Source organism: Calditrichota bacterium (assembly GCA_014359355.1).
Classification (GTDB): Bacteria; Zhuqueibacterota; Zhuqueibacteria; order JANLFK01; family Oleimicrobiaceae; genus Oleimicrobium.
The window spans coordinates 1-14,480 of the sequence record JACIZP010000206.1 but is presented as its reverse complement, the minus strand read 5'-3'; the positions used below and the strand labels follow the sequence as shown (position 1 = coordinate 14,480).

Genomic DNA, 14,480 nt, shown 5'->3' with positions numbered 1-14,480 from the left:
CCTTACAGAACGCCTTCTACGCCATCACTGCCACGCACGGCGATTTGGAGTCGGCCCTGTACGGGTACGCGGGCGAACTCGACTTCCCTCTGGCCACCACCACTGGTACGGACTTTAACGCCGTCGCCTTTCCCTTTGCTCAGCCCATTGCCTCTACGGCCGCAGACTTGGTGGCGCGTTTTCCCCAGATGAACTCAGTGGCCTTCATTGACCCTGTCACTGGATCGCTTCAGCAGTTCATCCCGGCTTTGCCAGCAACCAATTTCTCGATCAGCAGCGCGCAGCCTTTGCTGGTGAACGCGACTATGCCAGGCATGATGAGTGTCGCAGGGTTCCTCGCCGACGGCAGCTATCAGCTCCGTGCCTCGCCTGAAGGGCGCCTCAACGCCATTGTCCTGCCCTTCAGCAAGCGGCACCTGACCAGGGCCTCGGACTTGTTGGCCAACATTCCTCGTTGTAGCCAGGTGGGAAGGTGGAACGCCGAAGCACAGGCGGTCGAGTTCTACCAGCCTTCGCAACCCGCGAGCAATTTCGCGCTTACCCCCGGATGGCCCTATTTTGTGCGCGTGAACCAGGATGTCACCTGGCCATGAGGAGGAAAGAGAAGATGACACGTGGCAGGTATTGTGCGGTGCTGTTGGCGACGGTCGCCATGCTCATGGGCTGGGGCGAGGTTGCCGTGGCGCAAGTGCCCCACCTGGTCTACGGCGAAGTCCGTGCCAGCGACGGCGGTGTGCCGCAGGCAAACCAGGTGAGCTTCGAGGCCTTCATCCAGAGCCGTCCTGGCGAGGTGCTGACACACAATGCCCCAAGCCAGACTGGCCTGCTGCCGGAGAGTTCACGTCTGATCTGGATGGTGCAGTGTGCCGATTTCCCCACGCCATGGTCGATCGGGGACCTCTTGGTGATAAACGTGCGGAACCAAGTCACTGGGGAGTCCGCCTCCACCGAAATCGTCCTGACCTCGGACCCATATCAAGACGCCGGCATACTACCCCTGCCCCTTCATTTGGTCCTCTTGGAGGCTGCGTGGGAAGACGGGGGTGTGGTGGTGAGATGGCAAACCAGTGACGAAGTCGATTGCCTGGGCTTTGACCTTTGGCGAGCCGAACAGGGCAAAACGGGGTGGGTGAGCGTGAACGAGGGCCTGCTGCCGGCCACAGGTGGCATTGGCCGCCGGCAAGAGTACCACTATTTCGACCAGAAAGCACCACGCGGAACAAGATGCGACTATCGGCTTGAGGAGCTGGCCAGAAACGGCGTGCGAACGGTCTTGGGCACCGTGAGCGTGGAAACACCCAGCCTTGTGCCAGCGGCTTTTCACCTTTCGCCAGCCTTCCCCAATCCCTGTCGCGGGCTCACGACCATCTCGCTGTCGTTGCCAAAGGCGTTACCGTCGCGGGTGGTCATAGTAAACCTGCGCGGGGCGGTGGTTAGGGTGCTGGCAGAGGGGTCGTTGCCGCCCGGAGAGCACCGCTTCACTTGGGATGGCAGGGATCAGCATGGCCGGGAGCTCCCGGCGGGCATCTATTTCTGCCGCATTGCGGCCGGCAGTGAGCACCGCGTGGAAAGGATCCTCCTGACCAAGTAGCGGACTCCGTCAAGGGCGCAGTTGGTTTTTGAGGCGCTTTTTCAGCATCTCGCGCGCCCGGAAGATGCGGGCCTTCACCGTGCCCAACGGCACGTTGAGAATCTGGCTAATCTCCTCGTAGGAGCGATCTTCATTGTGGCGAAGGATGATGCAGATACGATACCTCTCGGGCAGACTGGCGATGGCCTCTTCGATGATCCTCGTGCGTTCCTTCGCCAGCAGGGTGCGCTCGGGGCTGGCTGAGGCGTCGGCGAACTCGCGGGGGATCTCGCCGTCCTTCGCCTGGATCGGATGCTCCAAGGAACAGGTGGCAAGTTTCTTCTTGCGGAAGTAATCGATACAGTTGTTGATGGCTATTTTATAGAGCCAGGTGGAAAAGGCGTACTCTTCGTTGAAATTCGCCAGGGCGGCAAATGCCTTGATGAAGGTCTCCTGCACCAGGTCTTCGGCCTGAAGCCGATTCCTGACCATGCGGTAGATGACACTGAAGATGGGGCCACGGTAGCGTTCCATGATGCGGCGATATGCTGCCTGGTCACCGCCCAGCGCCCCCTTGATGAGGATGGAGTCGGGTAAACCGCTTGTCTTCACGCATTGGCCCTCAAAAGTTGTCCGAAAATAGTGGAAAAATGCCAAACAATCAAGCGGATTTTGGCCGCCCGCTGTCGAGAAAGCAAGGTCGCAGGTGGCTGAGCGTGCTGGGCAATGGAGGGAGCGGCAAAATGGTCAAAATGAGGGAAATCGGGTGTCGAGCGGCTGGGGAGCGAGATTTTTCCTCTTGACAAAGAAGGAAAATTTTCTATATTTGTCAGCGGTGGTTTGGCGCTTTAGCTCAGTCGGTAGAGCAACGGACTGAAAATCCGTGTGTCCCCAGTTCGATTCTGGGAGGCGCCACTCCCAGGCCCTGGGTGCGAGCTCAGGGCCTTCTTTGTTAGGGGCGCCAAGGCGCCAGGGGATGCGGAGGAGGTGGGCTGGCAATTGCGCAACGAGCCGCGCGCCGTCGAAGCGTCCACGCGTAACGAGCTTTCCTGGCGGAGAGGGCCAACGTCCATCGCAGCTTTACAACGCCAGCGCCAGCACGCGATCGGCCTCGTGGTCATCCTCCTCATCGGAGGGGCCATCCGGTTCTACAGGCTCGGCGCCTGGAGCTGCTGGATCGACGAACTGTACACATATGGGCGCGCACAGCAGGCGTGGGGCAGTAACCTTTCCTATCCGTTTCTCCTCTTGAGCCGCGCCGCCCTGGAACTCTTCGGCCACACTGCCTTCGCCTTGCGTCTCTTCCCTTGCATCTTCGGCATCCTCACACTGCTGGCGATCCACGCACTAGCGCGTCACCTGTTCGACGCCCGGGTGGCAATGGTCGCCCTGCTCTTTGCTGCCTTCTCGCCCTGGCACATCTACCTTTCGCAGTTTGCCAGGGCTTACTCAGTGGTCGTCCTCTTGTCGCTGTGTGCCCTCTTTTGCCTGGACCGTTTCGCGAAGCGCGGAGGAGTTGCCGACTTGATACTCTTCGTTGGCCTTTCTCTCTTGGCCTTTTTCTTCCACAACACCGCCGCCTTTGTTCTTCTTACTGCCGTAGTCTTCATGCTCACGGCCCAGCTCTTCCCTCGGCCACCAGCCGGTTGGATGGCAAAGCGCGTGGTGCTTGTGGTCGCGGTAGGGGCCGCTTTGGGACTGTTGTTCTTCCCCAGCTTTCTCCGGTTTGTAGCGCATTGGCGGGAGAAGCAGATAACCTCTGGCTACTGGGGAGTCACGCCCTTTGGCTTTGTGCTGAGAGTCGGCTACCACTTGACCCCCAGTTTGGCAGTGGCCGCCCTGCTGGGGATGATTCACCTGCTTGCAACACGCCGACGCGAAGGGGCTTTCCTCGCAACTTACGCCCTCATCGGTCCTGTTGCCCTGGTGTTGGCTGCTGCCTTCCGAGTGAACGTCAGCGCAAAGTACGTCTCCTACACGCTCCCCGCCTTCTGTATCGCCGCGGCCTACTTCGTCACTCATCTGGCGAGCGCCGCCCGGGGGAAGAAAGTTGCTTGGGCAGGAATCGCCGCGGTAGTGCTCATTCCGTCGTTGGAGACTTGCTACGGCTACTTCACCTATGGCTGGGGCAACCGCGACCGGCTGCAGGAGGCGATCTGCTATGTGCATGAGCATGCGAGAGCGGAAGATGTCATCGTGCCCTTGTACTTCTTCAAGGAGCCCGCTGAGGCGCGCTTTTACATTACCGGCACTGCGCAGCTGAAAGGGATTGCCTTGGACAGCAGTCGCATCTACGTGCCGTGCCGGGAAGAGGACCTGGGCGCTCTTTCTCGCGCTTGGGTGCTCACCATAGGCAAGACTGTCCCCCCAGAAAACCCTCACATGTATCGTTGGTTGGCCTCGTCCGCACACCTTGTCGCGGAATTCCCCGCTCTGCGCGGGGTGCAGGATAACTCAGTGAGGGTCTACTTCCATGATGCCCAATAGCCGTTCCTCTCGGGCGTTCTTTTTGCCCAGCGGCTTCGGAGTCGTTGGCTCTCACAGCAAGGACACGGCCCGGTTACTCGCCGTGCTTTTTCGGGCGATAGGCTGGTGAACCACACCGAGGAGATGAAAATGCAGAGAATCAGCACAATTCTGGCGGTCGCTGCGCTCGCACTCCCCTCGTTCGCGCAGACCCGAGGCGTCCTTGCCCAGTTCGAACCTCTCATCGCCCGTGGCGAATTTGCCAAGGCACAGAGCGAAATGAGAATGGCGCTCGCCCAACCCCCCGACATGCCGGCCTTGGACCGTTTGACCCTGGAGTTCGAGATCGAGAGGCTGGACCGCATTCGCAAGGATTTTTCCAAGACAAAGGAAGAGGTGCTCGACTATATTCGCCTGTACATCCCCACGGTGAGCGATGCAGACCTCGAACGATGGGAAAGCGAGCGGTCGTTAGAGTGCATGACGATCGACGGTCAGAAGTGGTACTTCGCCAGGGCGGCCAGCAACCTCTTCCGCATCGATAAGGAAGCGCGGCGCATCAAGGCGGCCTACGATCGCGCCCATGGCCTCCTTCCCAAGAGGGCCTACAGCTACGAGCAGGACGCAGCCGAGATCATCCAAGCAAGCGAAACCTTGGGCTGCCGGCTGGTCAAACCGAAACGCTTCCGCATCACCTACACCCTTCGGGTTCATCCAGATGCTGTCCCTGCGGGGGAGACAATTCGCGCCTGGCTTCCGTTTCCGCGGGAAGGCAATCGCCGCCAACGGGACATCCGGATAGAGAAGGCAAGTCCTGACACCTACCTAATTGCGGACAATGGACGCTATCTGCAGCGTACCATCTACATGGAGCAGAAGGCGGTTGCCGGACAACCCACCGTCTTCCAGTACTGCTTCTCTTTCACCTCCTATGCCGAGTACAACAACATCGATCCTGCTCGCGTACAGCCCTACGACACCTCGTCGGCCTTGTACAAGGAGCACACTCGAGAGGTGCCGCCGCACATCGTGTTCACCGACGAGTTGCGCGCAGTCTCGCGGAAGATTGTGGGCAACGAGACCAATCCCTATTTGAAAGCCAAGAAGATCTTCGCCTGGGTGGATGAGTGGGTGCCCTGGGCAGGAGCGCGAGAGTACTCGACCGTGCGCAACATCCCCATGTACGCATATCAGGAGCGCCATGGGGACTGCGGGATGCAGACGCTGCTTTTCATGACGCTGGCGCGCATGAATGGCATCCCGGTTCACTGGCAGTCGGGCTATGAGATGATGCCCGGCCAAGAGTCCATGCACGACTGGTGCGAAATGTACTTGGAACCGTACGGCTGGGTGTTGGTGGATCAGTCCTATGGCCTCAAAGAGTCGAAGGATGAGCGCGTGCGCTGGTTTTGCCTTGGCAATACCGATGCCTACCGTTGGATCGTGAACGACGACTTCTCTCAGCCGCTCTTCCCGGCCAAGATCTATCCGCGCAGCGAAACCGTGGACTTTCAGCGGGGCGAGGTGGAGTGGCGTGGGGGCAACCTCTATTTTGACTGCTGGGACTACGATTGGCAGGTGGAGCGACTGGACTGACGGTGGGCTGGCCCGTCGCAGGAAGGCGTCAAGACAAGGCGCACGCGGTGCCTGTGCGACCCAAGGGAGAACCAGCCGAGCCAGCTTTTCTCCTTGCAAATGTTGCAGGATTTTCGTAAATTCGCCGGCGCTTTGTGCGACTGAGAACAGCCACAACTTCCAGAAATTAAGGAGGGAGCCGTCTTGTTAGAGCGTGTCCATGAGGCGATGTACCACGTGATGCCAGATGGCACCGAGAAGCAGATCCATCCCTTCACCGGCACCGAGGTTTGGGCCATACCTGGCCGGAGACACAAGCCCATAACCAATGAACGCCCCAAGACTGCCAAGAAGCTTGAGATTCACACGCCCGAGGACTATTGCAACTTCTGTGAAGCAAACTATCTGAACACTCCCCCGGAGAAGAGCCGCCTGGTGCGCAAGGATGGCGGCTACTACGCATTGGAGAGGATCGACCCAAGCCAGCTCTTTGCTACCACCGCTGAGTTTCGGCGCATCCCCAATCTCTTCGAAATCGTCAGCGTAGACTACTGGAAGAAGAACCACGACTATCGACTGAGCGAGAAGAACCTGGCCTGGAAGCAACGCTACCTTTCCAGCAAGGAGGGGTTGGCACATGTGCTGCACATGGTGGACATGAAGCTGAGCATGAGCGGCTACACAGAGGCCCAGCTGCGCAGCATGTCCACCGATGAGAAGTTGGAGTATGCGGATGCCTTCTTTGGGGGCTGCCACGAGCTGCTCATTTACCGTCGGCACTATGTGCCCGGGGCCCAGTACGATTCTGACTCTTGTTCCTCAGGCATGCTCACCCCCGACGAGCACTTTTGGTACTTCAAGTTCACCATCGCGGCCATGGAGGACATCTACGACCAGAACCGCTATGTGCGCTATGTGAGCGTCTACCAAAACTGGCTTCGTCCGGCGGGCGCGTCTTTCGATCACCTGCACAAGCAATTGGTTGGCCTAGACGAGTGGGGCGTCTCGGTGGAGCGTGAACTACAGCTGGCGCACGCCAGCCCCAACATGTACAACGAGTATGCCGCGAATTTCGCCTCTTACCAGAACCTGGTAGTTGCCGAGAACGCCCACGCCATGGCGTTCGTCGACCTGGGTCATCGCTATCCCACCATCGCCATTTACTCAAAGAGCCAGCACTGCAAGCCGAGTGAGCACACCGACGAGGAACTTCGCGGCTTCAGTGACATCGTCCATGCCATTCACGCGGCCATGGGAAACCAGCTCTCGTGCAACGAGGAGTGGTACTACATGCCGCGCGACGCGATTATCCCGATGCCGTGGCATGTGCTCATCAAGTGGCGGGTGAACATCCCTGCGGGATTCGAAGGCGGCACCAAGATCTACGTCAACCCGTTCCGGCTGAAGGACCTGCGCGATATGATTGTGCCGCGGCTCTTCGAAGTGCGCGACAAGGGCTTGATCGCCGGCGTTTGCATCGCGCAGGAGTGCGAAGTTAAGCCAAATTCCCTCAAGTACTATCTGAACGGCCGCTGCTGAGCAGAGCAAAACAAGTCGGTCCCCCTTTGGGTCGCGCTCACGGCGACCTCAAGACAGACTACTACCCCGAGCAAAAGCACAAGGGGTTACGCCCCAGAAGTAAGGCCGCGCCGCGGTGCGGGGCGTTTCATTCGAGCCCTGATTTCGATTCATTTTTTTCATCTTTGTTCTTGACTTTTTCTCAATCTGTGGTTATATTCCTGACGAGCATGGGCGTAAACGACGCTCAGGCGCCTGCTTCGTTGGGTTATCGGCAGAGCAGCGCCAGCGTGTGAGCCTGTCCATCACACGGAAGGAGGAAGACCTATGAAGCGTGGTGTATGGCTGGCGGCAATCGTAGCGGTGGCAGCCCATGGCCTCCTTTGGGCAGGGACCACGGGCAAAATCGCCGGTACGGTGAAGGACAAGAGCACCGGCTCCCCATTGCCTGCGGTCAATGTCATCCTCGAAGGGACAACCATGGGCGCGGCCACGGACAACGATGGCTACTACTTCATCATCAACGTGCCGCCAGGCAAGTACAGCGTGCGAGCCACCATGATCGGCTACACTGCAGTAGTGAAGCGCGAGGTGCAGGTCACGGTCGACTATACCACCAGGGTCGATTTCGAGCTGTCGCCCACGGTGCTCGAGGGGCAGGTGGTGGAGATAACCGCAGAACGACCGCTCATCGAGCGCGACATGACCGCAACGGCCAGCGTAACCACCGGCGAGCAGATCGACAAAATGCCGGTGAATACCTACCAACAGGTGCTGGCCACGCACCCTGGCTTTGTCGAGTCGGGGACCGGTTTGAACCGCGAGTTCAACGTCCGGGGCGGACGTTCTGGAGAGCTGGCCTACCTCATCGATGGCTTTTACGTCGAGGACCCGCAGGTGGGCAGCATGGGGAGTAACGTGGCCAACGTGGGCATCGCCGAGCTGGCAGTGATGACCGGTACGTTCAATGCCGAGTACGGCGAGGCCATGTCTGGGGTGCTGAACATCGTCACCAAGGAAGGCGGCGCCAACTACTCTGGTCGTGTTCGTTTCCGCACGGACAAGGGGGTGAATCCGCGCGAGATCACCTACCTGCGCAAGTACCAGCGCATAGTGAATGGCGTCCGCACCGATTGGGTCACCTCCGACGGCCAGCCGATCAGCGTCGCGGGCACGGCACCGGCAACGCCAGGCAGCAACAAGAACAACCCCAAGTATTGGGAAACGGTCACCCAGAAGCTCCACGACTATGACACCTACCGCCTGGACGCCTATGTGGGCGGGCCCATTCCGTTCTTGGGCAAGGCCAACACCTTCTTCGTCTCCGGCGACTATTTGGACACCGATACCTACCTGGGATGGACCGGGATTCCCTACCGCATCGAAAGCCGGGGTAACGGTAAGCTGGTCTTTAGGCCGCTGGAAAGCATCAAGCTCACCCTGGGCGGCGTGGTGGGCAAGTCGCAGTACAAGAACTACTCGCACGGCTACAAGTACGTGCCCGATGCGCTGGAGACCAACTTCGAAGACAACTACATGCTGAACTTCACCCTCACCCACACGCTCAGCCCACGGACATTTTACACGTTGCGCGGTTCGCACTTTGTGACCAACTACGCCTACAGAGGGTTGGAAGAAGACGAGTTCTTCGTCTACAAGAGCAAGCGCACCGGCAAGACCTATGTGGGCAGGGAGTACGCCAAGTACTACCAACTCAGCGATTCGTTAGAGTACGCGGGCAAGGCCAATCGCACGCGTCCGGATGAGGAGTATGAATTCAACAAAGGGTGGTGGACCTACCAGTACGATGAGAACGGCGTGAAGGTCGACAGCACCTGGACGATCGGCGGCGACAACGACTTTGAGGAGCGCAAGAACGCCATTAGCACGCTCAAGTTCGACCTTACCAGCCAAGCGACCAAGACGCACCAGTTCAAGGCCGGGGTGGAAGTGAAACAGCTGGACCTACGCTATTTTTACGTGGGCGGCCCCTATAACCCCAAGCCCGAGTACTACCACTACAGCCACAAGCCCATCGAGGGCGCTGCTTACATCCAGGACAAGATGGAGTTCGAGGACTGGGGCCTGGTAGTCAACGCTGGTCTACGCATAGACTATATGGACACGAAGGCCAAATACTTTGGCGATCCCACCAAGCCTACCACAGCCGAGCTCAAGGACGCGGAGAAAAAGATCCACGTGAGCCCCAGGCTGGGGTTCGCCCACCCGGTGACTGACCGTGCAGTGCTCCATTTTGCCTACGGCCACTTCTACCAAGTGCCAGACTACCAGTACCTCTACTACTTCGAAAACCAGGACGACCCGAACTACCCCTACCCGGACCTGTCCATCTACGGCATCTATAGCTGGGTGGGCAACGCCAACCTGAAGCCAGAGAAGACCGTTGCCTACGAGATCGGCGTACAGACCCGGCTGAGCCGGGATATTGCCCTGGATGTCACCGTCTACTACAAAGACATCTTCGACTACACTGCCTTGCAGCGCTTTATGGCCACGCCAACACCGTACTGGCGCTACGTCAACATGGACTATGCTAATGCCAAGGGAGTAGAGGTTTCGCTGGAGAAGCGCTTCTCCCGCTTCTTTGGCGGCACGCTCAACTACACCTACTCGCGAGCGGAAGGCAACGCTGCGAACGTTACCTCGCACTACAACGACTGGTACTCCTTCTCTGTGTTCAAGACCTATCCGCCCAAGAAGACGGTGACCATGGACTGGGACCAGACACACACCATGAACTTTGTGCTGGACATTGGGAGGCCCGGGAACTGGGCGGTGAACATCGTGGGCAACTATGGCAGCGGCCTGCCCTATACACCGATGAGCTCGCGTGGTCTGCGTCTTGACGAGCCGAACAGCGCTCGCCGTCCGTGGACCATGACGGTGAACCTGCGCGCGCAGAAGTTGTTCCGACTTATGGGCATGGAATTGGCACTTTATGCGGATGTCTACAACCTGTTCAACAAAAGGAACGTGCTGGCGGTGTATGGCGACACGGGCAAACCAGACGCCAGTTCCGACTGGGACGAGACCCAGGACTTTGTCTCGCGCCCCCACTACCTTGGGCCGCCGCGCACGTTGGAGCTCGGCCTGAGCGTTGGATTCTGACGCGCCACACAAACTCAAAGCCCGTACGGAGGAACGTGCCATGAGAGGAAGATTCATCGCCTTGGCGATTGCCCTTCCCCTGCTGCTCAGCGTGGTCTTGGTCTCCACGGCTGGCGATCGCCCTGAAGAAGGCATGAGTAAATGGCAATACTACCAGCGGCTGGCGCAGCAGCGGAATCTTTCCGGTGCGCTCAGCAAGCCAACAGGTTTCCAGGACCGGAAGTATGGCCGCCTGGATGTGGGCAAGATACGCCTGGAGATCAACAATGCCAACCGACTGGGTTACAGCCGGGAGATGATTACCTTCGAGTACCCCATCGGCTCGGGCATCACCTATCAGTGGTGCGAGGCGCTGATTGTGGGCGGCAAGATCAAGGGGGAGAAGCGGATTTCCTGTGGCGCCCGCGGCTGCTACGAAGACATCAACGAGAACCACTACGAGCCGCTGCCCGGCTACGACTCGGGCATCGGCGAGAATGGCCTCGCCATGAGCAACAAGCCTAATTCCTGGGCGGCGCAGTGGCCGGCGGATGTGGGCCCCATCGGTTCATTGGGCTTCCCTGGGGTGAAACCGGACGGCGAAGTGGCTGCCGACGCCGAGGCCATCTGGATGGCCGTGGATGACGACCCCACCTGCCAGCAGCCAACACCTCTGCACATTCGCACCTATGGACGGGCCATGCAGTGGTCCAGCCTGTTGGCCGATGATTTCATCGTCTTCAAGTACTTCATCACGAATACCGGCACCGACACCATCAAGGACTGCTACGTCGGGGTGCACACCGACATGGATTGCCCGGAAGAGGGCGACAATGAGTGGATGGATGACTTTGCAAAGTACATTGCCCCACAGGACGATCCACTGTTGGGAAGCTTCATGTACATCTGGGACGGCGACGACAAGTCGGTGGGATATGTGAACAAGAACGTGGCCTGGCAAGGCCTGAAGATGTTGGAGACGCCAAAGGGCAAAGATGGCAAGGAACTCGGCCAGACCACGCTCTTCGTGGCAACCTATGACGACTTTTTTGTACCCACCCAGGCGGATGTCTACGACATGCTCGCCTCTGGGATCGACAAGATCGACAACGTCCAGCCTCACCCCAACGACTGGACGCGGACGCCGGGCACCTATGGGCCAGACGTCACCTCTCTGCATGCTTCTGGGCCGTTTGACTTGGCGCCTGGAGAGACGGTGACCTTCACTTTTGCCAACATCTTCGGCGCCAACAAGGCTGAGCTCATGGCCAATGCAACCCTGTGCCAGCTTCTGTACAATGCCGGCTACAGCGCACCGAGCGCACCGCAACAGCCGAATGTGCGCGCTTATGCCGGCGATCAAACGGTCACGCTGTACTGGGATGCAGAGCCTTCGGAGAGTTCGGTAGACCCGCTCACCGGCAACAACGCCTTCGAGGGATACCGCATCTATCGCTCCACCGATCGCGGCCTGACCTGGGGCGAGCCCATCCGCGATGCGGTGGGCGCTGTGGTCGGCTACGTGCCCATCGCCCAGTTCGACCTTGAAAATGGCGTGACGGGCACGAGCCCCCTGAACCCATACCTGAAGCTTGGCGATGACACAGGGCTGCAGCACAAGTACGTGGACCGCAACCTGCAGAACGGCGTCGAATACTGGTACGCTGTTTGTGCCTACGATCGGGAGGACGTGTACGGCGACTTGCGCATTCCGCCCATGGAGAATGCGCGGAGCACTGAGCCGGACAAACCGGGCGACAACACCGTGCGCGTCGTGCCGCAGAGTCCAGTAGCAGGTCTCAAGCAGCCGGCCCTCGCCATCGAGCACCGCGCAGGGCTTTCCACGGTCGAACCGCACGCTGAGATACTGGACCCCTTGGCAGTGGTCGACAATCGCTACATCCTTACCATCGACGATGCAAACCCGGCGGCAAAAACCTTTAGCCTGTACGACAGCTTGCGTAACGCAACCGTTATTGCCAACTCCCCCCTCTTGCACGGCGAGGAGCACGTACCGGTGGTGGATGGGTTCCGCCTGACCATCGTCGACGAGGAGCGAATCGCCTTCGACAACTCGCGCAGCTATTGGGCCACCACCGCTGGCGACACGGCGCAGACCAACTGGACCATCCTGGCCGTGCCGACGACCACACCGCGGGCCTCCGACTACGAGGTGCGGTTTACGGCGCGGGGCGACACGCTGGCTGGGCGCATCGTGCCCTTCGAGCTTTGGAACGTCAGCTACGGCCAGCAGATCGACGGCATTGTGCAGAGCCCAGCCAGCGACACCACCCAGTACAAGGTGCTGTTCAAGGAGATCATCGATGGTAAGACCAAGTTCACCTGGACAGTGACTTTGGCTGATACCACCTCCACGCACACCGGCATAAGGCCACGCACCGGGGACATCGCCAAGATCTACACCTTGCGGCCGCTCACCGCTGCCGATCGCTACGTGATTACCACCAAAGCAGCTACCGCCGCTGGTGCAACGGCAAAGGACCTGGAAGAGGTCCGCGTGATCCCGAACCCCTACGCGGTGACTTCGGTGTACGAGAACTCGCTCACGCCGTGGGTGCGGGAGCTCCAGTTCCACGGCCTGCCAGAGCGGTGTACCATTAGGATCTTCACCGCCTCAGGGGAACTGGTGCAGATTCTCCATCACCAACCAGGTGACCCGGGTTACCGTGGCCCCAGCGTGCAGGCATGGAACCTGTGGACGTACAACGACCAGGAGGTAGCCTTTGGCGTGTACATCTTCCATGTCGAGGCACCTGGGATCGGCGAGAAGTTGGGCAAGTTCGCCATCATCAAGTAGCTATGCTCACATGCGGCACTCACCATCCAAATGAGGAGGCCGGATAATGAAAATGCGTCTATCCTTCTCCATTCTGCTGGCGGTGACGGTAGCTGCCACTCCGCTCCTGGCAGGCAATGACAATACCGGAACTTCGTGTGCCAACTTCCTCAAGATAGGCGTTGGTGCCCGGGCTGCAGCCATGGGCGGAGCATGCGTGGCCTCTGTCACCGACTACTCTGCGCTGTACTGGAATCCGGCGGGCATCGCCCGTATCGGCGGAGCGCATGTGGGGATCGCCTACACCGACTGGATTCTGGACATAAGCCACAGCTTCATCGGCGCCACCTACTCGTTGGGACCCTGGGGTACGCTTGGCGCCAGCCTCAATCTGTTGGACTTTGGCGAAATGGAGCGGACCACGCCGTCAGAGCCCTATGGGACCGGCACCTACTTTGGCGCCTCTGACCTGGCCCTGGGGGTGGCATACGCGCGGGAACTCACCGATCGCTTCGCTGTAGGCGTGCAGTTCAAGGTCATCCGCGAGTCCATTAGTTTCAGCAGCGCCAGCACCATCGCGGTGGACGCCGGAACCCAGTTCATCACCGGGTTTCATGGCATGCGCCTGGGCATGTCCATCACTAACTTTGGCGGCAAAATGACCATGCGCGGCACCGACCAAATGGTGAAGGCCGACATCGACGACGTCATCGAGGGCAACCCCCTCAAGGAGTCGCGCTTGGAGACCGAGGCGTGGCCGCTGCCCCTCACGTTCCGCATGGGCCTGTCGCTGGACGTGCTGAGGAGCGACTTTGCCACGGTGACCGTCAATACAGATTTCGTCGACCCGCGTGACGTGAACCCCTACGCGACCTTGGGAACAGAGATTGCTTGGAACAAGATGGTCTTTTTGCGGGGTGGCCTAGTCTATGCCCCGGATGGCTTCGATGAGGAGAAGCTGAGCAAGGAACAGGAGCTCAGTCTCTTCTACAAGGTGAAGATCGCGGCAGGCGGAGGTCTCCGCTTCACCGTGCCCGGCACGCGGGCGAGCTTCTGCTTGGATTATGCCTACACCGACTTGGGCATGCTGGATTACGCCCATCGTTTCTCTTTCACCATTAGCTATTAAGATCTGTCCCTCCTCCAAGAAGCACAGCGCCCCGTCGGAGTGGCGGGGCGCTGTGCGTTTCTGGCGACACCTCCTGAGGAAGCTCTTCTATTCGAGCACGAAGCTGGTGGCTGCCGCCGCCCGTTGTCCACTGTTGTGGTCCGTCACGGTCACCACAAGCTCGGTCCGGCCTGGTGGACAATTGCTCATGTCAAGTTGCACGTAGCGCTGCTCCCAGGGCGCAGAACCCTGGCTGCGAAAGGCCATCTCCACCGACTCGGCCTTTTTCGCCTGCACCAGGAAGCTCACCGCCTTCGCCAGCTCGTTCAGCAAACCAC

General features: G+C 59.4%; 10 protein-coding genes and 1 tRNA gene. 9 read left to right on the top strand and 2 right to left on the bottom strand.

The window, feature by feature from the left end; all coding sequences use genetic code 11:
• Together H5U38_09340 and H5U38_09335 are read left to right on the top strand one after the other, a co-directional pair.
• Window positions 1-593 (top strand): hypothetical protein (locus H5U38_09340; protein MBC7187223.1); only part of this gene is annotated, 593 nt, incomplete at its 5' end.
• A 14-nt stretch (window positions 594-607) separates the two neighbouring features.
• Window positions 608-1,591 (top strand): hypothetical protein, encoded by a 984-nt coding sequence (locus tag H5U38_09335; protein ID MBC7187222.1) that lies wholly within the window; start codon window positions 608-610, stop codon window positions 1,589-1,591.
• A 9-nt stretch (window positions 1,592-1,600) separates the two neighbouring features.
• Here the strand turns inward: H5U38_09335 and H5U38_09330 are convergent, their stop codons facing one another.
• Window positions 1,601-2,104, bottom strand: a complete 504-nt coding sequence (locus H5U38_09330; protein ID MBC7187221.1) for a sigma-70 family RNA polymerase sigma factor — start codon at window positions 2,102-2,104, stop codon at window positions 1,601-1,603.
• A gap of 308 nt (window positions 2,105-2,412) precedes the next feature.
• On the opposite strand from H5U38_09330, the gene H5U38_09325 reads away from it, so the two are divergent.
• The 7 genes from H5U38_09325 to H5U38_09295 all read left to right on the top strand — a co-directional run bounded on the left by H5U38_09325 (window position 2,413) and on the right by H5U38_09295 (window position 14,163).
• Window positions 2,413-2,485, top strand: a tRNA-Phe gene (locus H5U38_09325).
• 72 nt (window positions 2,486-2,557) lie between these two features.
• Window positions 2,558-4,057 carry a glycosyltransferase family 39 protein gene (locus tag H5U38_09320; protein ID MBC7187220.1) on the top strand — a complete coding sequence of 500 codons (1,500 nt, stop codon included), beginning with the start codon at window positions 2,558-2,560 and terminating at the stop codon, window positions 4,055-4,057.
• A 129-nt stretch (window positions 4,058-4,186) separates the two neighbouring features.
• The gene (locus H5U38_09315; GenBank protein ID MBC7187219.1) at window positions 4,187-5,632 is read left to right on the top strand and encodes a transglutaminase domain-containing protein; all 1,446 of its coding nucleotides are present in this window, start codon (window positions 4,187-4,189) and stop codon (window positions 5,630-5,632) included.
• A 219-nt stretch (window positions 5,633-5,851) separates the two neighbouring features.
• Window positions 5,852-7,150, top strand: a complete 1,299-nt coding sequence (locus H5U38_09310) for a DUF4921 family protein (protein MBC7187218.1) — start codon at window positions 5,852-5,854, stop codon at window positions 7,148-7,150.
• Window positions 7,151-7,456: 306 nt separating this feature from the next.
• Window positions 7,457-10,258: a TonB-dependent receptor gene (locus H5U38_09305; protein ID MBC7187217.1), complete on the top strand. Its 2,802-nt coding sequence runs from the start codon at window positions 7,457-7,459 to the stop codon at window positions 10,256-10,258.
• A 40-nt stretch (window positions 10,259-10,298) separates the two neighbouring features.
• Entirely contained in the window at window positions 10,299-13,055 is a 2,757-nt protein-coding gene (locus H5U38_09300) for a hypothetical protein (GenBank protein ID MBC7187216.1), read from the top strand.
• 46 nt (window positions 13,056-13,101) lie between these two features.
• A complete protein-coding gene (locus tag H5U38_09295) occupies window positions 13,102-14,163 on the top strand; it encodes a PorV/PorQ family protein (protein ID MBC7187215.1) in 1,062 nt (353 codons plus the stop codon).
• 87 nt (window positions 14,164-14,250) lie between these two features.
• Here the strand turns inward: H5U38_09295 and H5U38_09290 are convergent.
• Window positions 14,251-14,480 (bottom strand): hypothetical protein (locus H5U38_09290; protein ID MBC7187214.1); only part of this gene is annotated, 230 nt, incomplete at its 5' end.